This window comes from Acidovorax sp. NCPPB 3576 (genome assembly GCF_028473605.1).
Taxonomy (GTDB): domain Bacteria; phylum Pseudomonadota; class Gammaproteobacteria; order Burkholderiales; family Burkholderiaceae_C; genus Paracidovorax.
In genome coordinates this window covers 1968801-1994761 of sequence record NZ_CP097267.1, presented here as the reverse complement: position 1 = coordinate 1994761, position 25961 = coordinate 1968801, and the positions used below count along the sequence as shown (strand labels likewise).

28 protein-coding genes and 2 tRNA genes are annotated in these 25961 nt (G+C 59.2%); 10 read left to right on the top strand and 20 right to left on the bottom strand.

What is annotated here, in order from left to right:
- Positions 1–133: 133 nt before the first annotated feature.
- The gene (locus M5C98_RS09255) at positions 134–694 is read right to left on the bottom strand and encodes a fasciclin domain-containing protein (RefSeq protein ID WP_272552327.1); all 561 of its coding nucleotides are present in this window, start codon (positions 692–694) and stop codon (positions 134–136) included.
- A gap of 176 nt (positions 695–870) precedes the next feature.
- Positions 871–3252, bottom strand: a complete 2382-nt coding sequence (locus M5C98_RS09250) for an arginine/lysine/ornithine decarboxylase (protein WP_272552326.1) — start codon at positions 3250–3252, stop codon at positions 871–873.
- 134 nt (positions 3253–3386) lie between these two features.
- On the opposite strand from M5C98_RS09250, the gene M5C98_RS09245 reads away from it, so the two are divergent.
- The 3 genes from M5C98_RS09245 (at position 3387) to M5C98_RS09235 (ending at position 4949) form a co-directional block, all read left to right on the top strand.
- A complete protein-coding gene (locus tag M5C98_RS09245) occupies positions 3387–3812 on the top strand; it encodes an NfeD family protein (protein ID WP_272553227.1) in 426 nt (141 codons plus the stop codon).
- Between the two features lie 65 nt (positions 3813–3877).
- Positions 3878–4798, top strand: coding sequence for an SPFH domain-containing protein (locus M5C98_RS09240; protein ID WP_272552325.1), 921 nt, complete (start codon positions 3878–3880; stop codon positions 4796–4798).
- Between the two features lie 61 nt (positions 4799–4859).
- Positions 4860–4949, top strand: a tRNA-Ser gene (locus M5C98_RS09235).
- A gap of 87 nt (positions 4950–5036) precedes the next feature.
- Here M5C98_RS09235 and M5C98_RS09230 read toward each other — a convergent pair.
- The gene (locus M5C98_RS09230) at positions 5037–5954 is read right to left on the bottom strand and encodes a carbohydrate kinase family protein (protein ID WP_272552323.1); all 918 of its coding nucleotides are present in this window, start codon (positions 5952–5954) and stop codon (positions 5037–5039) included.
- A 1-nt stretch (position 5955) separates the two neighbouring features.
- Positions 5956–6960 (bottom strand): ROK family protein, encoded by a 1005-nt coding sequence (locus tag M5C98_RS09225; RefSeq protein ID WP_272552322.1) that lies wholly within the window; start codon positions 6958–6960, stop codon positions 5956–5958.
- Between M5C98_RS09225 and M5C98_RS09220 the strand changes: the two genes are divergently transcribed.
- Positions 6923–7744, top strand: a complete 822-nt coding sequence (locus M5C98_RS09220) for a LysR substrate-binding domain-containing protein (RefSeq protein ID WP_272552321.1) — start codon at positions 6923–6925, stop codon at positions 7742–7744. The genes M5C98_RS09225 and M5C98_RS09220 overlap by 38 nt on opposite strands.
- Here M5C98_RS09220 and M5C98_RS09215 read toward each other — a convergent pair.
- The 15 genes from M5C98_RS09215 to M5C98_RS09145 form a co-directional block, all read right to left on the bottom strand.
- Complete coding sequence (locus tag M5C98_RS09215) at positions 7741–8640, bottom strand: DMT family transporter (protein WP_272552320.1); 900 nt, start codon at positions 8638–8640, stop codon at positions 7741–7743. The two genes, M5C98_RS09220 and M5C98_RS09215, sit on opposite strands and share 4 nt — an antisense overlap.
- A gap of 9 nt (positions 8641–8649) precedes the next feature.
- Entirely contained in the window at positions 8650–9405 is a 756-nt protein-coding gene (locus M5C98_RS09210; protein WP_272552318.1) for an SDR family NAD(P)-dependent oxidoreductase, read from the bottom strand.
- Positions 9402–9836 carry a GlcG/HbpS family heme-binding protein gene (locus M5C98_RS09205; protein ID WP_272552317.1) on the bottom strand — a complete coding sequence of 145 codons (435 nt, stop codon included), beginning with the start codon at positions 9834–9836 and terminating at the stop codon, positions 9402–9404. The genes M5C98_RS09210 and M5C98_RS09205 overlap by 4 nt, the downstream gene beginning before the upstream one ends.
- The gene (locus M5C98_RS09200) at positions 9823–10995 is read right to left on the bottom strand and encodes a sedoheptulose 7-phosphate cyclase (protein WP_272552316.1); all 1173 of its coding nucleotides are present in this window, start codon (positions 10993–10995) and stop codon (positions 9823–9825) included. Before M5C98_RS09200 ends, M5C98_RS09205 begins: the two co-directional genes overlap by 14 nt.
- 293 nt (positions 10996–11288) lie before the next feature.
- A tRNA-Pro gene (locus M5C98_RS09195) sits at positions 11289–11365 on the bottom strand.
- 29 nt (positions 11366–11394) lie between these two features.
- Complete coding sequence (locus tag M5C98_RS09190) at positions 11395–11814, bottom strand: MerR family transcriptional regulator (protein WP_272552315.1); 420 nt, start codon at positions 11812–11814, stop codon at positions 11395–11397.
- Positions 11815–11912: 98 nt separating this feature from the next.
- A complete protein-coding gene (locus M5C98_RS09185; protein WP_272553225.1) occupies positions 11913–12266 on the bottom strand; it encodes an integration host factor subunit alpha in 354 nt (117 codons plus the stop codon).
- Positions 12266–14707, bottom strand: a complete 2442-nt coding sequence (pheT, locus tag M5C98_RS09180) for a phenylalanine--tRNA ligase subunit beta (protein WP_272552314.1) — start codon at positions 14705–14707, stop codon at positions 12266–12268. Before pheT ends, M5C98_RS09185 begins: the two co-directional genes overlap by 1 nt.
- 75 nt (positions 14708–14782) lie before the next feature.
- Positions 14783–15835: a phenylalanine--tRNA ligase subunit alpha gene (pheS, locus tag M5C98_RS09175; RefSeq protein WP_272552313.1), complete on the bottom strand. Its 1053-nt coding sequence runs from the start codon at positions 15833–15835 to the stop codon at positions 14783–14785.
- A 111-nt stretch (positions 15836–15946) separates the two neighbouring features.
- On the bottom strand, positions 15947–16309 hold the full coding sequence (gene rplT, locus M5C98_RS09170) for a 50S ribosomal protein L20 (protein WP_092745027.1): 363 nt from the start codon (positions 16307–16309) through the stop codon (positions 15947–15949).
- Positions 16310–16333: 24 nt separating this feature from the next.
- On the bottom strand, positions 16334–16537 hold the full coding sequence (rpmI, locus tag M5C98_RS09165) for a 50S ribosomal protein L35 (RefSeq protein ID WP_092745026.1): 204 nt from the start codon (positions 16535–16537) through the stop codon (positions 16334–16336).
- A gap of 187 nt (positions 16538–16724) precedes the next feature.
- Positions 16725–17249: a translation initiation factor IF-3 gene (gene infC / locus M5C98_RS09160; protein ID WP_272552311.1), complete on the bottom strand. Its 525-nt coding sequence runs from the start codon at positions 17247–17249 to the stop codon at positions 16725–16727.
- A gap of 152 nt (positions 17250–17401) precedes the next feature.
- Positions 17402–19321, bottom strand: coding sequence for a threonine--tRNA ligase (gene thrS / locus M5C98_RS09155; RefSeq protein ID WP_272552309.1), 1920 nt, complete (start codon positions 19319–19321; stop codon positions 17402–17404).
- Between the two features lie 267 nt (positions 19322–19588).
- Positions 19589–20908, bottom strand: coding sequence for an isocitrate lyase (gene aceA, locus M5C98_RS09150; RefSeq protein WP_272552307.1), 1320 nt, complete (start codon positions 20906–20908; stop codon positions 19589–19591).
- A gap of 249 nt (positions 20909–21157) precedes the next feature.
- Entirely contained in the window at positions 21158–21586 is a 429-nt protein-coding gene (locus M5C98_RS09145; RefSeq protein ID WP_272552306.1) for a gamma-glutamylcyclotransferase family protein, read from the bottom strand.
- 49 nt (positions 21587–21635) lie between these two features.
- Here M5C98_RS09145 and M5C98_RS09140 point away from each other — a divergent pair, with 49 nt between their 5' ends.
- The gene (locus tag M5C98_RS09140) at positions 21636–22616 is read left to right on the top strand and encodes a DMT family transporter (protein ID WP_272552305.1); all 981 of its coding nucleotides are present in this window, start codon (positions 21636–21638) and stop codon (positions 22614–22616) included.
- A gap of 21 nt (positions 22617–22637) precedes the next feature.
- Here the strand turns inward: M5C98_RS09140 and M5C98_RS09135 are convergent, their stop codons facing one another.
- The gene (locus M5C98_RS09135) at positions 22638–23129 is read right to left on the bottom strand and encodes an Lrp/AsnC family transcriptional regulator (protein ID WP_272552304.1); all 492 of its coding nucleotides are present in this window, start codon (positions 23127–23129) and stop codon (positions 22638–22640) included.
- A gap of 93 nt (positions 23130–23222) precedes the next feature.
- On the opposite strand from M5C98_RS09135, the gene yedA reads away from it, so the two are divergent.
- From yedA to M5C98_RS09110, 5 genes are all read left to right on the top strand, one after another.
- Entirely contained in the window at positions 23223–24146 is a 924-nt protein-coding gene (gene yedA, locus M5C98_RS09130) for a drug/metabolite exporter YedA (RefSeq protein WP_272552303.1), read from the top strand.
- A gap of 219 nt (positions 24147–24365) precedes the next feature.
- The gene (locus tag M5C98_RS09125; RefSeq protein WP_272552302.1) at positions 24366–24674 is read left to right on the top strand and encodes an SWIB/MDM2 domain-containing protein; all 309 of its coding nucleotides are present in this window, start codon (positions 24366–24368) and stop codon (positions 24672–24674) included.
- Positions 24675–24707: 33 nt separating this feature from the next.
- A complete protein-coding gene (locus M5C98_RS09120; RefSeq protein ID WP_272552301.1) occupies positions 24708–24848 on the top strand; it encodes a hypothetical protein in 141 nt (46 codons plus the stop codon).
- 38 nt (positions 24849–24886) lie between these two features.
- Positions 24887–25159: a (2Fe-2S)-binding protein gene (locus tag M5C98_RS09115; RefSeq protein ID WP_272552300.1), complete on the top strand. Its 273-nt coding sequence runs from the start codon at positions 24887–24889 to the stop codon at positions 25157–25159.
- A gap of 97 nt (positions 25160–25256) precedes the next feature.
- Positions 25257–25958 (top strand): energy transducer TonB, encoded by a 702-nt coding sequence (locus tag M5C98_RS09110; protein WP_272552299.1) that lies wholly within the window; start codon positions 25257–25259, stop codon positions 25956–25958.
- Positions 25959–25961 lie beyond the last annotated feature (3 nt).

Below are 25961 nucleotides of genomic sequence, written 5' to 3'. Positions count from 1 at the left end.
CAGCGCCAAAACGAAAGCCGCAAAGGCGCTCTCAATGGGCGCGTTTGCGGCTTTGCTTTTTCTGGCAGGGTTCGCACCGGCTGGGAGTCACCCAGAACCGGCAATGCGAACAGAACGGCCCTGTCGCTTCGGCTTACTTGGGCAGCAGCACCTTGTCCACGACATGGATCACGCCGTTGGACTGGTACACGTCGGCGATGGTCACATTGGACGTGCCACCCTTTTCATCCGTCAGCGCGATCGTGGAACCGCTGGCCTTGGCGGTCAGCATGCCACCGGCCACGGTCTTCAAGCTGGCCGAGCCCTTGCCATCGGCGATCATCTTCGACAGCGATGCCGCATCGACCTTGCCCGCCACCACGTGGTAGGTCAGCACCTTGGTCAGCGTGGCCTTGTTTTCGGGTTTGAGCAGCGTGTCCACCGTGCCAGCAGGCAATGCGGCGAACGCGGCGTTGGTGGGCGCGAACACCGTGAAGGGTCCAGGGCCCTTCAGCGTGTCCACCAGGCCTGCAGCCTTCACGGCGGCGACCAGCGTGGTGTGGTCCTTGGAGTTCACCGCGTTGTCGATGATGTCCTTGGTGGGGTACATCGGCGCGCCACCGACGGTCACTTGCGCGAGGGCCGGCATTGCGGCAGCAGACAGGGCGAGCGTGAGGCCGGCGGCAGCCAGGCGGGCATTCAGGCGGAAGGTCATTGCAAATCTCCGGTAGTTGGTGGTCTGACGCCGCCCGACAATTCGAGCGGCTGAACACTCATACGGGCCTGGCGGCCGCTTGGATTCACGCGTTGACATTCCCATACAAAAAGCCCGGAGGCGCTTTCGCGCCGCCGGGCTTTTTCAAAAGGGATATCCAGCGCGCCGCGCGGCGATCAGATCGTGCGGCCGAACGGTCCGTCGCTGCCCACCTGCACGATGTCTTGTGCGGCAGGGGCGTTCTTGCGGCTCTTGCGTGCAGGCGCCGCCTGGGGCGCGGCTGCCACGCAATCGGCGTAATAGCGCACGTTGCCGTTGTCGTCTTCGATCTCCACCAGGCCGTGGATGTCGGTTTCGAAACCCGGACACAGCTTGGAAAACTCACGCGAAAACTTGAGGTAGTCCACGATCTTCTTGTTGAAGACCTCGCCCGGAATGAGCAGCGGAATGCCAGGCGGGTACGGCGTGATCAGGCTCGTCGTGATGCGGCCTTCCAGGGCATCGATTTCCACGCGCTCGGTCTTGCGGTGCGCGATGTGCGCATAGGCGTCGCTCGGCTTCATCGAAGGCGTCAGGTCCGACAGGTACATCTCCGTGGTCAGGCGTGCGATGTCGTACTTGGCGTAGAGCTGGTGAACGTGCTGGCACAGATCGCGCAGGCCCATGCGTTCGTATTTCTTGTGCTGCTGGCAGAACTCCGGAAGGATGCGCCACATCGGCTGGTTCTTCTCGTAGTCGTCCTTGAACTGCTGCAGCGCCGTCAGCAGCGTGTTCCAGCGGCCCTTGGTGATGCCGATGGTAAACATGATGAAGAAGCTGTAGAGCCCCGTCTTCTCCACGACCACGCCATGCTCGGCCAGGTACTTGGTCACGATGGATGCGGGAATGCCGTTCGCGTCGAACTTGCCATCCAGGTTCAGGCCGGGCGTGACGATGGTGGACTTGATCGGGTCCAGCATGTTGAAGCCGTCGGCCAGTTGGCCGAAGCCGTGCCACTTGCTGGCGTGGTTCTTCTTGCCTTTGCCGTCGCTGCGGATGACCCAGTCCTCGGCGCGGCCCAGGCCTTCGTCCACGAGCTTGTCCGGCCCCCACACCTTGAACCACCAGTCGTTCTTGCCGAACTCCTCTTCCACCTTGCGCATCGCGCGGCGAAAGTCCAAGGCTTCGAGCAGGCTCTCTTCGACCAGCGCGGTGCCGCCGGGCGGCTCCATCATCGCGGCGGCCACATCGCAGCTGGCAATGATGCTGTACTGCGGCGAGGTCGAGGTGTGCATGAGGTACGCCTCGTTGAACAGCGGCCGGTCGAGCTTGACCGTCTGCGAGTCCTGCACCAGCACGTGGCTGGCCTGGCTAATGCCTGCCAGCAGCTTGTGGATGGACTGCGTGGCATACACCACCGAGTGCTTGGGCCGCGCGCGCTTCTTGCCCATCGCGTGGTAGCTGCCGTAGAACGGGTGGAACGCCGCATGGGGCAGCCATGCTTCGTCGAAGTGCAGGTTGTCCACGTAGCCATCGAGCATGCCCTTGATGGTTTCGGTGTTGTAGAGCACCCCGTCGTAGGTGGACTGCGTGAGCGTGAGCACGCGCGGCTTCACGGCCTTCGCATCCACGCCCTTGAGCAGCGGATTGGCGCGGATCTTGGCCTGGATCGCCTCGGGCTCGAATTCCGACTGGGGAATCGGGCCGATGATGCCGAAGTGGTTGCGCGTGGGCTTCATGAACACCGGAATGGCGCCCGTCATGATGATGCTGTGCAGGATGGACTTGTGGCAGTTGCGGTCCACCACCACCACATCGCCGGGCGCCACCGTGTGGTGCCACACCATCTTGTTGGACGTGCTGGTGCCGTTGGTCACGAAAAAGCAGTGGTCCGCATTGAAGATGCGCGCGGCATTGCGCTCGCTCTCGCCGATGGCGCCGTTGTGGTCGAGCAGCTGGCCCAGTTCTTCGACCGCATTGCACACGTCGGCGCGCAGCATGTTCTCGCCGAAGAACTGGTGGAACATCTGCCCCACGGGGCTCTTGAGAAACGCCACGCCACCCGAGTGGCCAGGGCAGTGCCAGCTGTAGGAGCCGTCTTCCGCATAGTCCAGCAAGGCCTTGAAGAACGGCGGCTGCACGCCCTCCAGATAGCTCTTGGCCTCGCGGATGATGTGGCGGGCCACGAACTCCGGCGTGTCCTCGAACATGTGGATGAAGCCGTGCAGCTCGCGCAGGATGTCGTTGGGCAGGTGGCGGCTGGTCTTGGTTTCGCCATGCACGTAGATCGGCACGTCGGAATTCTTGCGGCGCACTTCGGCGATGAAGTTGCGCAGGCTCAGCACGATGGGGTCCAGGCCCGAGCCGAGGGTGAACTCTTCGTCGTCGATCGACAGGATGAAAGCGCTCGCGCGGCTTTGCTGCTGCGCAAACTGCGACAGGTCGCCGTAGCTTGTGACCCCCAGCACCTCGAAGCCCTCCGATTCGATGGCCTGCGCCAGCGCGCGGATGCCCAGACCCGACGTGTTCTCGGAACGATAGTCCTCATCGATGATGATGATGGGAAAGCGGAATTTCATGCGCAGCCTCCGAGCGAGCGGGCTCAAAAAACGAAACAGGCGCGAAGTGTAAGGAATAACGTTGTCACGCCTTTGACGGTCCGGTCTTTTGACCCAGAATGTGGTGCACTAAACACATCGAGGAGCATGCAGTGATAGAGCAATCCACCCTCTGGTGGCTGATGGCGGGAGGGGCCGTTGCCGTGGAGCTTTTCACAGGCACGTTCTACCTGCTCATGCTGGCCGTGGGCCTGGCCGCGGGCGCGCTCGCAGCCCATGCGGGCGCCTCGGTCGCGGTGCAACTGCTGGCCGCCGCCGCTGTCGGGTCGGCGGGTGTGGTGGGCTGCTATGTGTTCAGGAAGAAAAGCCCTGGCGCCCAGCCTGCATCGAGCAACCGCGACGTGAACATGGACGTGGGCGAGTCCGTGAACGTGGAGATATGGAATCCCGACGGCACCGCGCAGGTGCGCTACCGCGGCGCCCAATGGACAGTGGTTCTGCGACCCGGCAACGCGCCCTCCTCCGGTCTGCATCGCGTGGCGGAAGTCATCGGCAACCGCCTGCTGGTCGACAAGGCCTGAGTCTCTCCGTCACGATCCTGCACAGTGGCATACCGCCCCGAATCTTCACCATCGCAAAGGACCCCATGGAAATCATTGCCCTCGTCATCGTCGTCATCGCCGGCATCTTCATCGCACGCTCGGTGAAGGTGGTTCCGCAACAGAACGCCTGGGTCAAGGAACGGCTGGGCAAATATGCCGGCACCCTCACGCCAGGACTGAACTTCCTCGTGCCCTTCGTCGATCGCGTGGCCTACAAGCACAGCCTCAAGGAAATTCCGCTCGATGTGCCCAGCCAGGTCTGCATCACGCGTGACAACACCCAGTTGCAGGTGGACGGCATCCTCTACTTCCAGGTGACCGACCCCATGCGCGCCAGCTACGGCTCCAGCAACTACATCATGGCCGTGACCCAACTGGCGCAAACGTCGCTGCGCAGCGTGATCGGCAAGCTCGAACTCGACAAGACGTTCGAAGAACGCGACATCATCAACGCCCAGATCGTCCAGGCGATCGACGAGGCCGCGCTGAATTGGGGCGTGAAGGTGCTGCGCTACGAAATCAAGGACCTCACCCCGCCGGCTGAAATCCTGCGCTCCATGCAGGCCCAGATCACGGCGGAGCGGGAAAAGCGCGCCCTCATCGCCGCATCGGAAGGCCGCCGGCAGGAGCAGATCAATATCGCCACCGGCGAGCGCGAAGCATTCATTGCGCGTTCCGAAGGCGAAAAGCAGGCGCAGATCAACAACGCACAGGGTGAGGCCGCGTCCATCACCGCGGTGGCAGAAGCCACGGCACAGGCCATCGAACGCATCGCGGCGGCCATCCGGCAACCGGGCGGCGAGCAGGCCGTGCAGCTGAAGGTGGCAGAGCGGGCCGTGGACGCTTACGGCAAGGTGGCCGCAGATGCGACGACCACCCTTATCGTGCCCAGCAACATGAGCGAGGTGTCCGCCCTCATCGGCTCTGCGATGAAGATGGTTCAAACCACCCAGCGCGCGACCTGAGCGGCAGCCTTCAACGATTTTCAAAAAACAGGCCAAAACCGCTGCTACAATCGCGGGCTTCGGAGAGGTGGATGAGCGGTTTAAGTCGCACGCCTGGAAAGCGTGTGTGGGCTAATCCCCACCGCGGGTTCGAATCCCGCCCTCTCCGCCAAAAACAGTTCCGACTCCAAGCCGGGAAATAAAAAAGCCACCTTCGGGTGGCTTTTTTATTTGTTCGCCAGTTCGCTCCGGTGATTTTCTACATGGCCAAAGTTGCCTGATTTGCAGAAGCGACTTGAAGCACGACGGCAGCGCTGCGATTGGCGGCCAGCAAGGACGCGCTGGCGCCATGGCCTGAAAACCAGTGAAAAGCAAAGGCCGACGCGTAAGCATCTCCAGCGCCCAACGTGGAAACGACGGCTACGCGCTCTGCAGGGTGATAGTGTCCCTTCGACCCATCGAAAAACGCGGCCCCGTCAGCTCCGAGGGTAATCAGCACGCATTGCGCCGGACGATGCGCCAATGCACAAGCGAGCTCTACGGCGTCGCTTGCGCTCAGATCTCCTGTGCAGGCCAATTTCCTGCTGGCTGCCAGCAGTTGTGCTTCGACTGCATTCAAGCAAATCAAGTCTGCCGCTTGCAATGACGGCTCCAAAAGGTGTGGCGATTGCCGCAACTGACGTGCGCCCGGATTGACCGCCAAACGAAAAGGATGGCACGAAGGCTCGGTCAGTGTCTGGTTCAATTGGACAGTGGCTGCATCTGCCAATGCAGAGATATACACCACGTCTGCTTGCATGAGCATCGCAGCCGCCCCCTTCAACGACAGCCGGGTGCTGGCACCACGCTGTGCGAACACGGCAGCCTCGCCCTGCGGGTCCAGGTGGATCACGGCTTTACCCGTGGCGCATCCGGGAATGGTTTGTACGCCTTCCACCGAAATGCCTTGCCGGATCAACGTATCACGCAACCATCGGCCTTCCACATCCGCACCAACGGCGCACAAGGCAATCACGTGCGCGTGAAAGGCAGCAAACCCCAGCGCAGCATTCACCGCACCTCCGCCCATCGACCAGCCTATGCTGGCCACGTCATGTTTGGCTCCGGGGCCAAGCGCTGTATTCGCTCCTGCAACCACGATATCGAGGGTGGCACCGCCAATCGTGACCACACGCACGTCAAACCCCCACCATGGCAGCGCCGATCACGCCCGCCGAGTTGCCGAGCCTATTGCGTAGCACCGGGGTATGAAAGGCATCGTTGAAAACCATCCGCTGCAACCGCAGGGCACCTTCTTCGTACAGTTCATCGATGCTTGCAAGTCCGCCGCCAATGACGATGGCATCCGGGTCCAGCACGGCAACCACGTTGGCGACCGCTCCGGCAAACCGGCTGAGAAACTGGTCCAACACGTCGAACGCAGCTTTGTTACCCCGCCGCGCCATTTCGACGATGCGGGCTGCATCGGCAGACTGGCCTGTGGACTGCTGGTAGTTGGCCTCCAAGGCTGCCCCGCTCAGATAGCGCTCGGCACACCCTTTGCGGCCGCAGTAGCAAGGAGGTCCATTGGGATCGACAGACATATGGCCCCACTCACCGGCAATGCCATGACGCCCGCTCCAAAGGTGCCCATTGACTACGATGCCTGCCCCCACTCCCGTGCCGAGCACGATTCCCAGCACACAGCCGTGCCCGCTGCCCGCGCCATGGCGGGCTTCTGCGATCGCAAAGCAATTGGCATCGTTTTCCATCGTGAACGGACGGCCCAGACGCTGAAGCAGATCTGCCTGCAAAGGATGCCCATTCAATTCGGTTGCATTGCAATTTTTCAACAGCCCGTTGGTTTTCGAGATGGATCCAGGAGTGCAGATTCCCAATGTCACCTCTTTACCCAAAGCCACCATCGCCAGCTGGGAATGGATTTCGATAATGCGCTGTAAAACATTGGCATATCCATCGCTGGATCGGGTTTCCATTCGGATTCGCCGGCATTCTCGATATTGATGGTCGAGTACGATGCCTTCGATTTTTGTCCCACCCAGATCGATCCCGATATGGAATCTTTCCTTCGAATTTTCCTTATCCGCGTCCATGCGAAAGATACCTCCCATCCATTTGATTCTTGCTTTCGACGCTGTAGCGCGCATGCGCAGCTTCAACAAAGCGGCGGATGAGCTGAACATTTCCCACAGTTCTGTGAGCCACCGGATTCGTGAACTTGAACGCCTGCTGGGCAGCAGTTTGTTCATGCGGACCACTCGCTCGGTCGCAATGACCACTGAGGGCGAGTATCTGCATCAACGAATGAAAGACTCGCTGGACACGCTGGAGGCCGCTTTCTCTGGCTTCGCTCAAGAGCGCAGCGTCATCCGGATCAGCGTATTGCCCTCCTTTGCGCGCTTTCGGTTGGTGCCTGCGCTCACGGAATTTCAGCGCTTGCATCCCGCCGTTTCCATCGAGGTGTCGCCGACGACTTGCAAAGTAGACATTGACCAAGGGGAGGCAGACATTGCCATCCGGTTCGCCAAGGCCCGCCCTCAAGCCCATCATTGCGAACCGTTGCTGGAGGACGAATGGTTTCCCGTGGCAGCTCCGGCTTACCTGAAACAGTGGAATACACACAGCGTCGCTGACCTGTTCAAACGCGCGGTATTTCTGTCCCACAGCAGGCAGCCTTGGGAGCCCTGGCTGACAAAAGCAGGGATACAGATTTCTCCGGCACAGCGGACGCTGACGTATTCCGACACTGGTTTCATGTTGGATGCGGCTCTCAATCTGCAAGGAATCGCGCTGGGCCGACGTTCCCTTGTCAAAGGTCTCCTTCAAAACGGCAGCTTGGTCCAGGTCTCCGACATCGCCATTCCTTCTGAGCAGTCGTATTTTTTGCTTGCATCGGAACGGGCCATGATCTCTCGCCATGGCAGCACGGTGATCCATTGGATTCGCTCTCTGGTCCAGGACGGCTAATGAACGATGGTGAGCACGATACCGACCAGAACACCTGCAATCGCCAATATTTTTTGCCGGATGAATCGCTCGGCAAAAAACAGAGCGCTCAAGGCAAACACCATGACCAGATTGGTTCGCCGAAGCACCGATATCACCGAGATCAGTGCCCCTTCGGTTTGCACGGCGGTCAGATAAATGAACTCGGCCAGTACATAGGCTGCGGCGATGGCGGGCACCGCCCAATTTCGGGACAGCAGGCTTCGGCATTCCAGCGTTCCGAGTACCCACGGCAACAGCAGCAGCGCCATCCCACCGCGCTGAACCGCCGAGTACGCTTGAACCGCGGCCAAATCCAGTTGAAGGGTCGCAAGAATGTGCTTGTCGTAAAGCGCATTGGCAGACGACAGCAATGTGGCTGCGAGCATGCAAAGCACCCAGCCGTTGCGCTGGAAACTGATGCCTTCTTTTTGCCCAATCAACGAAAACAAATAATAGGAACCCATGGAAACCGCGAGCCCCAGCCACTGCCACCAGTTGAGTTGCTCGGATAGAAAAACGATGGCTCCTACCGCCGTCCAGAGGGGGCCCGAAGCGCGCACGCCAGCGGAAATCGAAAGCGGCAATGATTTGACCGAGTAATACGACAGAACCCAAGTGACCACCATCATTGCGGATTTGGGTAGCAAGGCCAGTTGCTCGGCTGTGGTCAACGCTGCGGGGTACAAACCCATCGGTTGCAAAGAGCCCGCCCACACGGTGGGTAGGAAGAAGAAAGGTATCCAGATCAGCGCCCCAAGAACGGATGACCAAAACACCACCTCCAGAACTGTTTTTTCCTTGAGCGCGAGCTTGGTCAAAAAATCGTAGGTTCCCAGCACCAGACCCGCAAGCAGGCCCAAAACAATCCATGTCATGGCCGGGCTTCAAAGTGAGAGAAACCCACCGTCCACTGGAACGACCGCACCTGTCAGAAATGACGCCTCAGGGCTGCAGAGCCAGAGCACGGCCTGCGCCACCTCATGCGGTTCACCAACGCGCTTCATGGGCAGACGCTGCGCCCAGCCCTCGAGGCCTCCAGAAACGGCACTGGAGCGGGCCAGCATCTCTGTGGAAATCGGCCCAGGGGACACGGCATTCACACGCACGCCATAGGTCGCCGCCTCGACTGCGGCGGCCTTCGTCAGTGCAAGGGCCGCATGCTTTGACGCGGTGTACGCGCCAGTCCCCTCCAGAATCGTGCGATGGGCGTGTACAGAAAGGTTGTTGACGATGCAACCCGAGCGACGTTCGTACATCGGTCTCAGCAAGTGCTTCATGCACAGCATGAGCCCGGTGCAGTTTGTGCGCATGACCGCCTCAAAAGCATCAATGTCTTGATCGACGATGGCCGAGGCCGTTCCGACGCCCGCATTCAGGAAAGCGATGTCCACCACGCCAAGACGGCGCTCGACTTCGTCCATCAGATTCATGACGTCGTTTTCGCTGGAAACATCGCAGGCGACCGCAAAGCCGATGCCGCCAGCATCCAGAATCATCTTTGCGGTTTCCGCGCAGGACGACACCGTGCGCCCTGCAATGGCCACCTGGGCGCCTTGCTTGGCGAAAGCCATCGCCGTCGCCCTCCCGATGCCAGTGCCTCCTCCAGTCACCAGCACCACTCTTTCCTTGAAAGCGTTCATGTGGTCCGACCTGACAACGAGTTCAGCAACGATGCAATGGCCCGGGCCAGCACCCCATCCTGCACAGACGCGGCGCCGCTGATTCCGAGTCCGCCCACCAACGTTCCTCCGACCAGGAGTGGAACGCCGCCTTCCAATGGCAGAACGTCGGCCAGAGCGAGATAAGCGGTCTTGCCCTGTTCCAGCGCCTGCTGCATCGTGGCGGTGTCCCTGCGGAAATAAACTGCCGTCCGCGCCTTCGCAATCGACGCGTCGATCGATCCCAGAAAGGCATCATCCGCACGGGCAAACGCCAGCAAGTGTCCTGAGCTGTCTACTGCTGCAGCCGAGACGGCCAAGCCTTCGTCCAATCCTGTGATCAGCGCGCTCTGCACCAATTGCTGCGCCTGGCAGGCGCTCAACCGCGAGAGACCGGTTTCAAGCGTCTGCATGTGCCATCTCCTTGGCAGCAGCGCAAATGGCATGGGCATCCACATCATTCACAAAGCAGCATGCACCAATCCCGTCAGGCAGAGGCAATCGCTGTCTCCCGTCACGATGACGCATCGTGTCCTCCAGCGCCTCCTGAAGCAAGCCGGGCTGTTCGAAGAAGCGATGCCGCAAAGGCAACTGCATGGATTTCATCACACGCACGACCCGATGAACGTCCCGGTCAGAAAGGAGTCCTCTAGCGCGCGCCAAACGGCAAGAAAACAGCACATCCAGAGCGACTGCCTCGCCGTGCAGCAGTTCAGGCAGGGCCTTCATCTCGAGAAGGGGTGCAAACGAGTGCCCAAAATCGACGCATCGATCCAGCGTGAGTTCCCACAGGTTGGGAGCCAACTCCTCCAGCATGCCTTCAACCGCCAAACCGATGACTTCCGGAGCAATGATCGCGTCCTGGAATCGTGTCAGCAGCAGCATCTCGGAATGCCGCTCCAGCAGGTCGAACAAACGGGGGCTCTTGATCACCGCGAGCTTGAGCAACTCTCCCATCCCATTGGACAGTTCGCGGGACTCCACCGTCGATAGAAAGCTGCGATCCAGCAAGGCCAAGGTTGGCGCATGGTATGAGCCCAAGCGATTTCGACGCTCAAGCGCATTCACGGCGGTCTTGATGCCGACTGCGGCATCCCACAGCGCCATCGCGTTGGTAGGAACCTTGACGTAAGGAATGCCCCGCCGATACAAGCCAGCAGCAAATCCAACCAGGTCCAGCAATACTCCGCCGCCGATAGCAACCACGGGCTCAGAACGACGCAGCACACCTGCAGTTTCGATATGGCGAGCAATCATCAATGCTGAATCCAGGTCTTTCGATTCCTCTGAAACCGAAAGGCTCAGGATGGAAACGTCAGCCCGATGATGAGCATAGTAGGCACGCATCTCATCTCCGTAGATTTGGTCCACATGCGCGTCGATCACAATGACTTGGCGTGAACAGGGCTTCGCCTTGCCACAAGTGATCAATTGAAGGGAGTTGGGTGTGAAGATGCCATCGACCTGACGCACTTCGTAGGAAACCTCCTGTGTTGCATTTACCCTCCAGCTTTGCGGCTCAAAACGGGTCAACGCCCCCATGCTTGCCGGCCATATCGCCCGATCGTTCATCCCTGCCCTCCACCTTTTTTATAGGGGCTAAGCGTATTGCGAAGCGACGTTTGCATTGCTGAACGTTTCGCGAGCTTTCTACGGCATCGTTGATCAATTACCCGAAAGCACAAACTAGCGGCACGGGCCAAGCTTGAGTTTTGCTGAGCAGCTCGCCAAGGACTAGGAGGCTGACACTGGAAGAAAAGGGGGAGGTCGCCGTCTTGCGGTGGGATGCAGCAAACGAAGTGCGGGACAAGACAAGAAAAAACGGGCTACCGCTTTTGGCGGTAGCCCGTTGATTTTTTTATAAATGGTCGGCGTGGCGGGATTCGAACTCGCGACCCCTTGCACCCCATGCAAGTGCGCTACCAGGCTGCGCTACACGCCGACAAGACTTAGATTATATGCACAAAAATCTTAGCTCAAAGAAAGCAGTGCACGAATTTCAAATAATTCCCGCCGCAGGTCCTGCGCATCCAAGATGGAGACCGAAGGTAGCGCCGTTGAGGAACTAGCCAAGCCTGCCCCAGCTACCGTCTGCATAGCAAAAGAAGAGTGACTATTCAACTCGGAAGGCTGGGAATCGACCTCCTGTAGCCGGTTGCGCGCACCGCTGATCGTGAAACCTTGCTCGTACAGCAGGTCTCGGATCCGGCGAATCATGAGCACTTCATGATGCTGATAGTAGCGACGGTTCCCCCGGCGCTTCATCGGGCGAAGCTGGGTGAACTCTTGCTCCCAATAGCGCAAAACATGGGGTTTCACGCCACACAACGCGGCCACCTCCCCAATGGTGAAATACCGTTTGGCCGGAATGGGAGGAAGCGGTGTACCCATGGGACGCGGTTTCTAGCGAATAAACGAGCAGCGTACTGCAGCCGGAACAAAGGCGCCAGCCACTTCCGTTCAGAGGCAGGCGGGAAAGAGACAGCGTTTCAGCCAGCAGCGCCCGCGTTCTGGATCTGCTCCTTGAGTTTGCTGCTGGCGTGGAAGGTCACGACGCGGCGAGCCTGGATCGGGATCGCCTCGCCCGTCCGGGGATTTCGCCCTGGCCTCGGGGCCTTGGTGCGGATCTGAAAGTTACCGAAGCCCGACAGCTTCACGTCTTGACCGTCCACCAGGCGCTGCGCAATCAGATCGAAAAAAGCATCGATCATGTCTTTCGATTCACGTTTATTCAGCCCAATGTGATCGAACAGAAGGTCTGCCAGCTGCGCCTTCGTCAACGCAGGGGTTTCCAGGCTTTCTACCGCAAATTCCATCACGTCAGCGCTCCCGTTCAGCATCATCACCGTAACCTCGCACCGGTACGATTCGACAGTTGCTCGACCACCGACTGAATCGTCGCCTCGATTTCAGCATCTGTCAGCGTGGCACCGTCAGCCCCCAGCGTCAGGCGCACGGCCAAGCTCTTTTCACCGCTGGCGAGACCACCAACAGCTGCTTCGCCATCACGCAAAGGCTTGGGCCGGAACACATCAAACAATACCGCTGCGCGAAGCCGTGTAGGAGGCACGGTAGCCTGAATGGCTGCCATCACATCGGCGTGCGTGACCCGCTCGGCAACCACCACTGCCAGATCCCGCTCGACCGCTTGGTGCTTGGCCACCGCATGAAATCGAGGGATTTGCCGCTGCATGACCGCATCGAGTTCCAACTCGAACATGACCGGAGCCTGGGGAAGTTCCCAGGATTGGCGCCACCGAGGATGCAACTCCCCGATGAACCCAATGGCTTGGCCATCCAGCAGCACGCGGGCACAGCGGCCAGGGTGCATGGCCGGGTGCGTTGCAGGCTCAAAAACGGGCTTCAGGGGAGCAAGCAGTGCCTCGACATCACCTTTGGCATCGAAGAAATCCACCCCCTGCTCTTTGCATCCCCATTGGAGGACATCGGATGCGCCATACGCGAGGCCAGCCACGCGCATGGGCTGATGAAAACCCTCTACCGTGGTATCGGACCCCGCAACGGAGGTATCGCGCAGAAAGACCCGGCCCAATTCGAAGACCCGCACACGCGGCGCCTTGCGGTCCAGGTTGAACTTCAAAACCTGCAGCAAGGAGCCCAACAGCGACGAGCGCATCACGCTCATTTGACTGGCAATGGGGTTCAGCAAACGGATGGGCTGCGGATTGCCCGCCAACTCATGCTCCCAATGCTCCTCTACGAAGCTGAAATTGATGGTTTCCTGGTATCCAAGCCCCGCCAATGCACGACGCACGGCAAAAGGCCCCCGCCGCGCTTCGGCACGCAGCTTGGGCGTGATGGGCGCCAATGGCGGCGTGGTAGGCAATTGCTGGTAGCCCACCATGCGGGCCACTTCTTCAATAAGATCTTCCTCGATCGCGAGATCGAACCGATAGGGAGGCGGCAGCACCGTCAACGTGCCCTCGCCGGAGGTCACCGGCAGTCCCAGGCGCCCCAGCGCATCGGCACACTGCTCTTGCGTCAATGGCATGCCGATCACCTTGACGGCTCTGGCAACGCGGAGGGTGACGGGCTTGGCTTCAGGCACGTTCGGACACTGGTCATCCATCGGCCCGCAAACGGTTTCAGGCATGCCGCAGATGTCGATCACCAACTGGGTGATGCGCTCAATGTGCTCCACGGTCTGGCTGGGATCCACGCCACGTTCGAAACGATGTCCGGCATCGGTCGAGAAGTTATAGCGGCGCGAGCGGCCAGCAACGGCCTTGGGCCACCAGAAAGCGGCTTCAATGTAGATATGGCGGGTGTCGTTCGACACTGCCGTCGCATCGCCGCCCATGATGCCAGCTAGCGATTCGACTTGGCTTGCATCCGCAATGACACCCACCTTTTCATCAAGGGCGACGGTGTTGCCATTCAACAGCTTGAGCTCTTCACCGGCACGCGCCCAACGCACATCCAAGGCGCCGTGAATTTTGTCCAAATCAAAAATGTGAGAGGGGCGGCCCAACTCGAACATCACATAGTTGGAAATATCGACCAATGGGGAAACGCTTCGCTGCCCGCAACGTGCCAGCCGGTCCAGCATCCACTGCGGAGTTGCGGCTTGCGTGTTGATATTGCGAACGACACGTCCTGAGAAGCGCCCGCACAGATCCGAGGCACTGATCTTGACCGGCAAAACGTCGCCATGGCCCACCGGGACCGCAGGAAATTGCAGCGGCTTCAGCGGCGATCCAGTCAGCGCAGAGACTTCGCGCGCAATGCCATAGACGCTCAAGGCATGTGCCAGGTTGGGCGTGAGCTTGAGGGTGAACAGCGTGTCGTCCAGGTTCAAATGCACCCGAATGTCCTGCCCGAGCGGAGCATCGGGCGCCAGTTCCAAAAGGCCTCCATGGTCTTCCGAAAGCTTCAACTCCCTGGCAGAGCACAGCATGCCCTGACTTTCCACGCCACGAAGTTTGCCCACCTTGATCAAGAACGGTTTTCCATCCTCGCCGGGAGGCAACTCCGCACCAACAAGCGCACAGGGCACTTTGATACCGACGCGTGCATTGGGCGCACCGCACACGATGTTGAGCAAAGCACCCTGCCCCACATCGACTTGGCAAACGCGCAGGCGATCGGCATTTGGATGCTGCACCGCCTCCTTGATTTCTCCCACCACTATCTTCGTGAAAGGAGGCGCCACAGGCTGCAGCTCTTCCACTTCGAGCCCCGCCATGGTCAGTGTCTCAGCCAGCTCAGCGGTCGAAAGCGGAGGATTGCAAAACTCGCGCAGCCAGGATTCTGGAAATTGCATATTCGGTCTTCAGTGATTCTTGAGCGCAGCAGCCCTGCGGTAGGTGGGCCGCCTGTATGGAACGCGGCTTGCGGTTTACTGGAACTGCGAAAGAAAACGAATGTCGCCCTCAAAGAACAGGCGCAAATCATTGACCCCATAGCGCAGCATCGTCAGCCGGTCAGGGCCCATGCCGAACGCAAAGCCGATGTATTTTTCTGGATCAAGGCCCATGTTCCGCACGACGTTCGGATGCACCTGCCCAGAGCCCGCCACTTCGAGCCAGCGCCCGGCCAAGGGGCCTGTCTGGAACTGGATGTCTATTTCGGCACTGGGCTCGGTGAAAGGGAAAAAGCTGGGACGAAAGCGCAAGACCAAGTCATCACTTTCAAAGAAAGTACGGCAGAAGTCGGTGAAGACGACCTTCAGATCCTTGAAGCTCACGTTTTCGCCGATCCACAAACCCTCGCACTGATGGAACATGGGCGAATGCGTGGCGTCGCTGTCCACCCGGTAAGTGCGACCTGGGGCAATCACTCGGATCTCCGGCATGGCCTGGCCCGAGTCGATCAAAGCGCGATTTTTTTTGACATGCTGAACAGCATGGCGGATCTGCATTGGGCTGGTATGCGTGCGCAACAGGTTCGGAGCGGTGGCAGTGCCGCCCTCAACATAGAACGTGTCGTGCATGGAGCGCGCCGGATGGTCTTCGGGCGTGTTCAGGGCCGTGAAATTGAACCAGTCGGATTCAATCTCAGGTCCTTCGGCCACGTCAAAACCCATCGAGCCGAAAATGCCCTCGATGCGCTCCAGGGTCAAGGACACAGGATGCAGTCCACCTTGCCCACGTTGACGGCCGGGCAGGGTGACATCTAACGATTCCGCCTGCAGTTGTGCTTCCAGCTCGGCATCCGCCAACGCTTTTCGGCTTGCGTTCAGGGATGCTTCAATGGCCTGCTTGGCGACGTTGATGGCGGCACCGCGAGATTTCTTTTCCTCAACGGACAGCTGGGCCATACCTTTCATGAGCTCGGTCACGCGCCCCGACTTGCCCAGGAACTGCGCCTTGGCATTTTCCAGATCGGCAGGGGTGACGGCTTGCGCGAACAGGTTCCGCGCGCTTTCGACCAGGGAGTCCAACTCGTTCATACCAACTCTCATCGTCTCTTGGAAATGAACAAAGGCTAGTGCCTTTTCAAGCCCTAGCCCTTGCGTTTATTGCGCAAGCAGCTATCAATAAGATAGCTACCAGTCGTGAACTCAAGCAGCAGCCAGCTTGGCCTTGACTTGCTCCACGATGCTGCCGAAGGCAGCCTTGTCGTGCACCGCGAGGTCGGCCAGCATCTTGCGGTCGATCTCGATGGCAGCCTTCTTCAAGCCGTTCGTGAATTGGCTGTAGGTCAGGCCCAATTCGCGCGAAGCGGCGTTGATACGGGCGATCCACAGTTGGCGGAACACGCGCTTCTTGGTGCGGCGGTCACGGTAGGCATACTGCCCAGCCTTCATTACCGCCTGTTTGGCGATACGGAAAACATTACCGCGGCGACCACGGAAACCCTTTGCAAGGGCCAGAACTTTCTTGTGACGGGCACGGGCCGTTACACCACGTTTGACGCGAGGCATGTGAGTACTCCTTGTTCGTCGTTATTAAAGGCCAGCACCAGGCAGCATTTGTGCAATGGAGCCCATATTGGTCTCATGCACAGAAACTGCACCACGCAGATGGCGCTTATTCTTGGTGGTCTTCTTCGTCAAGATGTGACGCTTGAAGGCTTGACCGCGCTTGACGGTACCACCGGGACGAACGCGGAAACGCTTTTTCGCGCTGCTCTTGGTCTTCATTTTGGGCATGTGAATGCTCCTTTTGTTTGTGCTCGCGAGGCGTTTGCGAACCGATCCGCAACCTTGTTGGCCCCGAGTCACTTTTTGACGGCAAACCTTGGCCTGCCGTTCGGTGCCGCTTTCACGGCCCCTATGCCCGAGCCAGCCTTGGGGCTGACCCAGTCAATTCACTTAAACGCCTAGCTCACCAGCCACCTCAAGCAGCGGTGGTGGCGCCTTCCGCTGCAGGCTTGCCAGCGGGCTTCTTCTTGCCAGGCGCGATCATCATGATCATTTGCCGGCCTTCGAGCTTGGGAAACTGCTCGATCAGGATGGTGTCGCCCAAATCATCGCGAATGCGATTGAGCAAGGCCAACCCCAATTCCTGATGGGTGATCTCCCGGCCGCGGAAGCGCAAGGTGATCTTGCATTTGTCACCTTCCGCCAGAAAGCGGCGAATGTTGCGCATCTTGATGTTGTAGTCACCATCATCCGTACCGGGACGGAATTTGATTTCCTTGATCTCGATGACCGTCTGCTTGGCCTTGGCCTCTGCCGCGCGTTTTTGCTCCTGATACTTGAACTTGCCATAGTCCATCAGGCGACACACAGGAGGGTTGGCCGTTGCGGCAATCTCCACCAAGTCCACATCCAGCTCACCCGCCATGCGGAGGGCTTCCATGAGGCTTACGACCCCGAGCGGCTCGTTCTCAGGACCAGAGAGGCGAACCTCAGGGGCCATGATTTCACGGTTCAGGCGGTGCTTGCGCTCTTCGCGCTGGCGACGATCACGAAATTCAGTAGCGATGGCTATCTTCCTTCAATCAAAATGCTACGAATACCGTAGCGAATACCGCACAACTCACGCGGGCTAAAGCCAAGTTTGACACCAAATCAAGCTTTAGAAGCGATGTCCTGGGCGATGAGCGCTACGAACGCTTCGAGGGACATCACACCGAGGTCTCGATTGCCCCGGGCGCGCACTGCGACGGCTCCTGCTACCTTTTCTTTCTCACCGGCAACGATGATGTAAGGCAGCTTTTGCAACGAATGCTCTCGTATTTTATACGTAATCTTTTCGTTACGCAGGTCAAGCGCCACCCTAAGGTCTTGATTCGGCAGTGCTTTTTGAAGCTTTGCGGCGATTTCACGACAGTAATCGTCCTGTGCACCCGTGATGTTCAGCACGGCCACCTGCACTGGAGCCAACCAGACTGGCAATGCGCCTGCGTGCTGTTCGATCAGAATTCCGATGAAACGCTCCAAGCTGCCAACAATGGCGCGGTGCAAAACGATGGGACGATGCCGGGCACCGTCTTCCCCCACGTACTCGGCACCCAGCCGTTCAGGCATGGAAGGATCGACCTGAATGGTGCCGCACTGCCAGTGACGGCCAATGGCATCACGCAACGTGTATTCCAGCTTGGGGCCGTAGAAAGCCCCGTCACCGACGGCGATTTGGTAGTCGCAGCCAGAGGCTTTCAGGCTTTCAATCAATGCATTCTCTGCCTTGTCCCAGCTTTCCTCAGAGCCGATGCGCTTTTCAGGCCGGGTGGCGACTTTGTAGATGATGTCGGTGAAGCCGAAGTCTTTGTAGACCTTCTGCAACAGCGTCGTGAAGTTGATGCACTCCTGCTGAATCTGCTCTTCGGTGCAGAAGATATGTCCGTCATCCTGGGTGAACGCACGAACCCGCATAATTCCATGCAGGCCACCCGTCGGCTCATTGCGATGGCACTGGCCGAATTCGCCGAAGCGCAAAGGCAGATCACGATAGCTCTTCACGCCTTGGTTGAAGATCAGGATGTGCCCGGGGCAGTTCATCGGCTTGAGTGCGTAGTCGTGCTTTTCGCTCTCCGTCGTGAACATGTTCTCGCGGTACTTGTCCCAGTGCCCCGTCTTTTCCCACAGGTGTTTGTCCAGGATTTGCGGGCCCTTCACCTCCTGATAGCCGTTGTCACGATACACCTGGCGCATGTACTGCTCGACGCCCTGCCAGATCGTCCAGCCTTTTGGGTGCCAGAAAACGGTACCGGGCGAGTGCTCGTCGATGTGGAACAGGTCCAGCTCTCTGCCGAGGCGACGGTGATCGCGCTTTTCGGCCTCCTCGATGCGCTTGACGTAAGCCTCCAGGTCCTTCTTGTCGGCCCACGCGGTGCCATAGACACGCTGCAATTGCTCGTTCTTGGCATCGCCACGCCAGTAAGCACCGGACACCCGGGTCAGCTTGAAGACTTTCAGGAATCGAGTGTTCGGCACGTGGGGGCCGCGGCACATGTCCACGTACTCCTGGTGGTAGTACAGGCCCATGGCTTTCTCTTCGGGCATGTCCTCCACAAGGCGGAGTTTGTAGTCTTCGCCTCGGGCCTTGAACACCTCGATCACCTCGTCCCGCGGTGTCATTTTCTTGATCACGTCGTAGTCCTGCGCAATCAGTTCTTTCATGCGCTGCTCGATGGCAGCGATGTCGTCCGGCGTGAAAGGCCGCTCATAGGCGATGTCGTAATAAAAGCCTTCGTCGATGACGGGGCCGATGACCATCCGGGCCGTAGGATAGAGCTGCTTCACGGCGTGCCCGACCAGGTGAGCGCAAGAGTGACGGATGATCTCCACGCCTTCCTCATCGCGCGGCGTGATGATTTGCAAGCGGGCATCGTGGTCGATCACATCGCTGGCGTCCACCAGGCGCCCATCCACTTTGCCTGCCACCGTCATCTTGGCCAGTCCCGGGCCGATGGACTGAGCCACCTCTGCCACCGTCACCGGGCCGGGATATTCGCGTTGGGAGTTGTCGGGGAGCGTGATCTGAATCATTGAAGAATCCTTGTCGAGGGAGTGGCGCGCGGTGCCACAAAGCAAAAAGCGCGGAACGAAGTCCGCGCTTTTGAAAGAAGAGTGCAAATCTGTGCAGGCGCGAACAGGCAGCCTTAAAGGCCGGTCAACATCTCCGTTGTAGTTCGCGGTGTCATAACCAGATGTGCCTTTCTCGCTCTTGTGCTGATGTGATGATCGCGGGATTCTAACCTGCCCCATGGAAAAAGCCTGGGGCCTTGAAGCCCCAGGCCAATCGACAACGCAAGGTCAGTGGAACTGCTCTTCTTCGGTCGAACCCGTGAGTGCCGTCACGCTGGATTTGCCGCCCTGGATCACCGTGGTCACATCGTCGAAATAACCCGTCCCCACTTCTTGCTGGTGCGAAACGAAGGTGTAGCCACGATCGCGTGCTGCGAATTCAGGCTCCTGCACCTTTTCGACATAGGCCGACATGCCGCGCTTCACGTAATCCTGCGCTAGGTCGAACATGTTGAACCACATGCTGTGGATGCCGGCCAGCGTGATGAACTGGTACTTGTAGCCCATGGCGCCCAGTTCGCGCTGGAACTTGGCGATGGTGGCATCGTCGAGGTTCTTCTTCCAGTTGAATGATGGCGAGCAGTTGTACGCCAGCATCTTGCCGGGGTGCTTGGCATGCACGGCATCCGCAAACTTCTTAGCGAATTCCAGGTCCGGCGTGCCGGTCTCGCACCACACCAGATCCGCGTAATCCGCATACGCAACCGCGCGGCTGATGGCCTGATCCAAGCCTTTCTTGGTCTTGTAGAAACCTTCGGCCGTGCGCTCACCTGTCAGGAACGGTTTGTCGTTGGCGTCGTAATCGCTGGTGATCAGGTCGGCGGCCTCCGCATCGGTCCGCGCAATCACCAGGGTCGGCACACCATAGACGTCTGCAGCCATGCGTGCAGCGATCAACTTTTGCACCGCTTCCTGGGTAGGAACCAGCACCTTGCCGCCCATGTGGCCACACTTTTTCACAGAGGCCAGTTGGTCTTCGAAATGCACACCGCCGGCCCCTGCGCGGATCATGGCCTTCATCAACTCATAGGCGTTCAGCACGCCGCCAAACCCTGCTTCGGCATCGGCCACGATGGGTGCGTAGTAGTCGACAAAGCCTGCATCGCCAGGGTTGGCACCTTTGGACCACTGAATCTCATCCGCACGGGTGAAGGCATTGTTGATGCGCTCAACCACCTTCGGTACCGAATCAACGGGATAAAGCGATTGGTCGGGATACATCGCCGCATATTCATTGTTGTCTGCTGCCACTTGCCAGCCGGACAGATAGATCGCCTTGATCCCGGCCTTGACTTGCTGCATGGCCTGGCCGCCTGTGAGCGCACCCAGGCAATTCACGTAGGGCTCGTTGTTGACCAGACCCCACAACTTTTCGGCACCCCGCCGAGCCAATGTGTACTCCACCTGAAAGGAACCCCGAAGACGCACGACATCTGCAGCGCTGTAGCCACGCTTGATTCCCTTCCAACGGGGATTCTGTGCCCAGTCTTTTTCCAGGGCGGCAATTTGCTGTTCGCGGCTGAGTTGTTCGTTGAAGGATTGAGGCATGAGTCACTCCGTGGGTTGATTGAAAAGCCGGGCTGAAAGAGGCGGCCCTTGGAAATCACTTTAAGTCTTGTACAAGACTGGAGCAAGCTCTTATGTCTTATATAAGAGATAAAAATTGTTGTTTTAAATCATTGACTTATACATAAAATTTCTTAATGCGAAATTTAATTTCTCATATCAAGAAATTTTGCGGCAATGCAACACGCAATAATTTCGCAATGTGAAAATCCAATTTTGCGATGCAAAACCTTATAGCCTGCGATCTTTCATCCAGTCGCCGTGGGCTATGCGGATTGCGTTCTCAAGATGTTCAGAATTGATTTCGTAGACAAGGCATTCCAAGTGCTGCCCATCCAACAAAACCGTTATTTCACGCTTTTGATACTCCCCGTTGGGCTCTGGAAGGAGACCCTCGATTTCATCCAGCCGACGTTCCAGTTCAGGCGAAATCGCATAGATCTCCCCACGCACGGAGAAGTCTCCGTGCTCCGCGGAATCCACCAGGTGCAGAGCGATTCCTGGATAGGCACCCAAGTCGTAAAGCGTCCCGCGGACGAACGCCTCCCCTAAAAAGATTGCCGGGGGTGCCAACCGGGTGATGTCGTTGCTCCCGCCACGGCGCAAAGTGCCATAAACAAAAACATATCGTGAAAAAGGATGAAGGGTTTCGTCGGGCATGATGGCGCGCTCCAGGGTACTACCCGCAAAGTCTATCCAACACGCGAACATGCCAAGCCGCCCCGCAGCCTATCTCTGCCTTGCATTGAGCATGTCGCTCGTGGGCAGCTACGTCGCCTTGTCCAAGCCCCTTGCTGCCGCGCTGCCGGTCTTTTTGCTGGCGTGGATGCGGTTTGGCATTGGGGGGCTGGGAATGCTCCACTGGCTCAAGAAACCCGCAGATGAAGGCCCGATGACACCGCAAGTCCGGCGCCTGCTTTTCCTCGAGTCTTTTTTGGGCAACTTCCTCTTCACCCTTTGCATGATCTCGGGCGTGAGTCTCACCAGCGCCGTATCTGCAGGGGTGACGATGGCCGGAATACCCGCCGCGGTGGCGGTGATGAGCTGGTTCTTCTTGAAGGAAAAGGTTTCTGCGCGAACCTGGATCGCGGTCGGGTGCGCCGTCGTCGGCATCGCGCTCTTTTCGCTATCAAATTCAGAGCATCACAACCAAGTAAATTCCCGGCATGAGGGCGAAAATGATCCCAATCTGGTTTGGCTTGGGCAATTGCTCTTGCTGGGTGCCGTTCTGTGCGAGGCGGCCTATTCGGTCATCGGCAAGAAACTGACCGGCACGCTGGGGCCGCGCCGCATCACTTCATTGATCAACCTGTGGGGATTCGCGCTGGCCACCCCCATGGGACTGTACGCAGCATGGCATTTTGACTTTGCCACGCTTACCCCCGGCCTGTGGACGCTACTCATCTTCTATGCGCTAGCCGCGAGCATGTGGACCGTGTGGCTGTGGATGACGGGGCTCAAAGCGGTGCCTGCCGCACAAGGCGGCGTCTTTACCGTGATGCTGCCCATCAGCGCGGCGTTGGTGGGGGTGCTGGTGCTCGGAGAGCGTCTTGCCCCGGTTCAACTGATCGCTTTCGGTATTGCGATCGCCAGCGTCGTCCTGGCCACGCTTCCTGAAAAATCTTCAATGCGCCGGCTTTCATCTGAAGCCAATGCTGAAGCGATGGACTCGCAATCGCCTCGGCATTGATTGCGCCTTCTGCTCCAGTGGCTAACGCCCTGTCACTTTGCGAATGGGGGGCTTGATGCTGTCGCGCCGCGCCGGCAACACTTGTGCGTGCTCGCGAGGGGCGTTGAGCACGATGCACGTGGAGGTTTCCGCCAGCAGGCAGAACCCCGTCACCACGGCATCCAGGTGGCTGACATCGATCACTGCGATTTCTAGGACCCAGCTGTCTTCTCCCGTGACGTTGTAGGCGTTCAAGACCTCGGGCGTCTCTTCGATCAGCCGAACCACCCGGGCATATTCCGCCCGGCCTACTCGGATGACTGCGCGAATGCCATAGCCCAGGCGGGAGTAATCCAGACGAACGCCATAACCCCGGATCACGCCCGAGGCTTCCAGCTTGCGAACCCGCTCGGTCACTGCAGGCTGGCTGAGGTGCACCCGCCGGCCCAGTTCGGCCATCGAAATGCGGGCATCCTGCTGCAATTCGGCCAGGATTCTGCCGTCGTGGGCATCCAATTGAGAAACTTCGGCCATGGCGTTATTTAACCATTGAAACAAAGGTGATCTATATCTTCAGCCTTTCAAATACCATGGAATAGCACGCTCAGCCTGCATAGCATTTGCGGCATGACTTCACTTTCCACATCCCCCGCCAGCCCCGCTGCACGCAGCCTCCCCACGGTGCTGCTCCTGGCCCTTTTGGCCTGCTATCTCATCTGGGGTTCGACCTATCTCGCCATCCAGGTGGCGCTCAAAAGCTTTCCGCCGTTCTTTCAGATGGGGACCCGCTTTCTTGCTGCAGGGGCGCTGCTGATGGCGTGGGTGGCATGGCGCACACCCCGCTGCGGCAACCCACCAAGACTCCCGACGAAGCGGCAGTGGCTCCACGCGCTCATCGTCGGTGCGCTAATGCTGGGCGGTGGGATGGGGCTGACGGCCACCGCGAGCCTGCACGTCGGCTCCGGCCTCATTGCGGCTTGCGTGGCCGTGGTGCCAATGATGATCGCCGCATGGGGGCTGTTGTGGGGAAGGCGGCCGACCGGCGGCGAGACGATGGGCATGGTGCTGGGCGCCCTGGGTGTTGTGGTGCTGATGCAAGGTGCCAGCTTTTCTGCATCGCCCCTCAGCATGGTCTGCATGCTCGCAGCGACCTTGTCCTGGTCTTTGGGATCTGTCCTCTCCACCACGCGTTTCCCGCTAGCGGACGGGGCCAGTGGTTTCGCCAGCGAGATGCTGTGCGGAGGCGCCGTGCTGATGGCCGTCTCCCTGGCACTGGGCGAGCAGCCTGTGTGGCCACCACAACCCGAGGCCGTGGCCGCATGGCTCTACCTGGTGACACTGGGCTCCCTGTTCGGGTTCAGCGCTTACCTTTATTTGCTGCGCCATGCGACTCCAGCACTGGCATCGAGCTACGCATTCGTCAATCCACTGATTGCCCTGCTAATCGGCAGCGCAATCGCTGGCGAGCACCTGACCGCTGGCGAATGGGTGGCCTGCGCAGTGATCCTGTCAGCGGTCGTGGCCATTTTCATCTCGCGGCGAGCACGTTGAGATGCTGCCTACGTTCATTCGGGAGCATGTGCATCCATTCCAATAGCTTCGGGAGCTTGACTCGGTGTGCTGACCGCGCAGTAGCCGCGCAACAAATGGAGGCAAAAAAAGCCCTGTCTCCCTTGGAAACGCGTTTTTTTCCCAGTAGCATCTGCGGGCCAGTGGAGAAGCAGGTTTTCGCTGGTGACGATATTTCACTTCCAACAAGGAAAACCCAACATGGCAACTGCAAAGAAAGCGCCGGCCTCCGAAGCCAAGGCCGCAGCCCCCGCGAAGAAGCGCACCCCGAACGCCGCTTTCATGAAAGCCCTTACGCCCAGCCCTGCCCTGGCTGCCGTCGTGGGCTCCACGCCCTTGCCCCGTACCGAGATCATCAGCAAGCTGTGGGTCTACATCAAGGCCAACGACCTGCAAGACGCAAGCAACAAGCGCATGATCAATGCCGACGCCAAACTCAAGGAAGTGTTCGGCAAGCCCCAGGTTTCCATGTTCGAAATGGCTGGCCTGATCGGCAAGCATGTGAAGTAAAAATTCATCGCCTGCGCGTTCAGCAGACGGCGCATGAAAAACAAAGCCGGCATCCATGCCGGCTTTTTTTCGCCCTCGCCTGGGGGAACCCGCGAGATGCCGCCGCGTCAATACACTGTTTTTCAAAAAGGAAAAGCTCCACGGATTGCAAATGCGATGAATTCGCATTTATAATGCGCTATTGTCAACAGCCAGCCAACACTGCCTGCACCATGATCGTTTGTGTCTGCCGCCGGGTTTCTGACCGCGAAATTGCACGCCATGCTCATGCTGGCATGAGTTTCGACGAGATCCAGTTCGAGCTGGGCGTGGCCACGCAATGCGGCCGTTGCGAAAGCTGCGCACGGGATGTCGTGGCCCAGTGCAGCGTGTCGCACCCGGTCGCCGCGCTGCACAAAGAGATCGCCTCGCAGACGATCCAGCTTGCCAACTCCATTTTGGAAAGCAAAGCATGGAACTGCTCTCAACCCTCGCAGGCAGCCTGATCCTCGTCATCGGCTCCGTGTGGTGGATCTTCCGTAAGTAACTTGGCCTTTTAGGCCTCTGGCGCTTTTCCTGTGGGCGTTGGCAGCTATCATTTTTATGTCCCAATTTGATCGATATGGCTCCTCACGGGGTGTGAGCCGCAACGCCGTGATCGCAGGTTCCGTCGTGCTGTTGCACGTGGCCGGATTGTGGGCACTGCAGTCGGGTCTGCTGCGCAAGGCCGCAGAGGTCATCGTGCCTGCCGAAGTGCTGAGCGAGTTCATCACGCCGCCAGCGCCCCCTGCACCGCCCGTTCCACTCCCGCCCAAGCCGGCGCCCCCCCCTCCGCCGAAACCGGCCCCCAAAGCGCCCGCCCCCCGTCCGGCTCCCATGCCGGTGGCCATACCCGACCGCACGCCCGCGCCCAATGCGCCCACCGGGATCACCGAACCCCAGCCTCCTGCACCGCCCATCGCAGCACCCATGGCGCCCCCTGCGCCGCCGCCTGCTCCACCTGCGCCGCCCGCACCTCCCAAGATCGAGTTGCCGTCCAGCGACGCGGCCTACCTGAACAATCCCAGGCCGACCTACCCCGCCATCAGCAAGCGGCTGGGTGAACAAGGCAAGGTCGTGTTGCGCGTGCTCATCGGTACGGACGGGCTACCGCAGAAGGTGGAAATCAACAAATCCAGCGGTTTCGACCGGCTGGATCGCCAGGCCCAGGACGCCGTGATGCGCTGGCGCTTCGTCCCGGGCAAACGCAACGGCGAGCCCGAGACCATGTGGAACCTGGTCCCCGTCAATTTTGTTCTCGAATAATTT

Coding starts and splice junctions, on each gene's coding strand:
- M5C98_RS09255 (WP_272552327.1), bottom strand. CDS start 694: ATGACCTTCCGCCTGAATGCCCGCCTGGCTGCCGCCGGCCTCACGCTC.
- M5C98_RS09250 (WP_272552326.1), bottom strand. CDS start 3,252: ATGAAATTCCGCTTTCCCATCATCATCATCGATGAGGACTATCGTTCC.
- M5C98_RS09240 (WP_272552325.1), top strand. CDS start 3,878: ATGGAAATCATTGCCCTCGTCATCGTCGTCATCGCCGGCATCTTCATC.
- M5C98_RS09220 (WP_272552321.1), top strand. CDS start 6,923: ATGCGCAGCTTCAACAAAGCGGCGGATGAGCTGAACATTTCCCACAGT.
- M5C98_RS09225 (WP_272552322.1), bottom strand. CDS start 6,960: ATGTTCAGCTCATCCGCCGCTTTGTTGAAGCTGCGCATGCGCGCTACA.
- M5C98_RS09215 (WP_272552320.1), bottom strand. CDS start 8,640: ATGACATGGATTGTTTTGGGCCTGCTTGCGGGTCTGGTGCTGGGAACC.
- M5C98_RS09210 (WP_272552318.1), bottom strand. CDS start 9,405: ATGAACGCTTTCAAGGAAAGAGTGGTGCTGGTGACTGGAGGAGGCACT.
- M5C98_RS09205 (WP_272552317.1), bottom strand. CDS start 9,836: ATGCAGACGCTTGAAACCGGTCTCTCGCGGTTGAGCGCCTGCCAGGCG.
- M5C98_RS09200 (WP_272552316.1), bottom strand. CDS start 10,995: ATGAACGATCGGGCGATATGGCCGGCAAGCATGGGGGCGTTGACCCGT.
- M5C98_RS09190 (WP_272552315.1), bottom strand. CDS start 11,814: ATGGGTACACCGCTTCCTCCCATTCCGGCCAAACGGTATTTCACCATT.
- M5C98_RS09185 (WP_272553225.1), bottom strand. CDS start 12,266: ATGATGCTGAACGGGAGCGCTGACGTGATGGAATTTGCGGTAGAAAGC.
- pheT (WP_272552314.1), bottom strand. CDS start 14,707: ATGCAATTTCCAGAATCCTGGCTGCGCGAGTTTTGCAATCCTCCGCTT.
- pheS (WP_272552313.1), bottom strand. CDS start 15,835: ATGAACGAGTTGGACTCCCTGGTCGAAAGCGCGCGGAACCTGTTCGCG.
- rplT (WP_092745027.1), bottom strand. CDS start 16,309: ATGCCTCGCGTCAAACGTGGTGTAACGGCCCGTGCCCGTCACAAGAAA.
- rpmI (WP_092745026.1), bottom strand. CDS start 16,537: ATGCCCAAAATGAAGACCAAGAGCAGCGCGAAAAAGCGTTTCCGCGTT.
- infC (WP_272552311.1), bottom strand. CDS start 17,249: ATGGCCCCTGAGGTTCGCCTCTCTGGTCCTGAGAACGAGCCGCTCGGG.
- thrS (WP_272552309.1), bottom strand. CDS start 19,321: ATGATTCAGATCACGCTCCCCGACAACTCCCAACGCGAATATCCCGGC.
- aceA (WP_272552307.1), bottom strand. CDS start 20,908: ATGCCTCAATCCTTCAACGAACAACTCAGCCGCGAACAGCAAATTGCC.
- M5C98_RS09145 (WP_272552306.1), bottom strand. CDS start 21,586: ATGCCCGACGAAACCCTTCATCCTTTTTCACGATATGTTTTTGTTTAT.
- M5C98_RS09140 (WP_272552305.1), top strand. CDS start 21,636: ATGCCAAGCCGCCCCGCAGCCTATCTCTGCCTTGCATTGAGCATGTCG.
- M5C98_RS09135 (WP_272552304.1), bottom strand. CDS start 23,129: ATGGCCGAAGTTTCTCAATTGGATGCCCACGACGGCAGAATCCTGGCC.
- yedA (WP_272552303.1), top strand. CDS start 23,223: ATGACTTCACTTTCCACATCCCCCGCCAGCCCCGCTGCACGCAGCCTC.
- M5C98_RS09125 (WP_272552302.1), top strand. CDS start 24,366: ATGGCAACTGCAAAGAAAGCGCCGGCCTCCGAAGCCAAGGCCGCAGCC.
- M5C98_RS09120 (WP_272552301.1), top strand. CDS start 24,708: ATGAAAAACAAAGCCGGCATCCATGCCGGCTTTTTTTCGCCCTCGCCT.
- M5C98_RS09115 (WP_272552300.1), top strand. CDS start 24,887: ATGATCGTTTGTGTCTGCCGCCGGGTTTCTGACCGCGAAATTGCACGC.
- M5C98_RS09110 (WP_272552299.1), top strand. CDS start 25,257: ATGTCCCAATTTGATCGATATGGCTCCTCACGGGGTGTGAGCCGCAAC.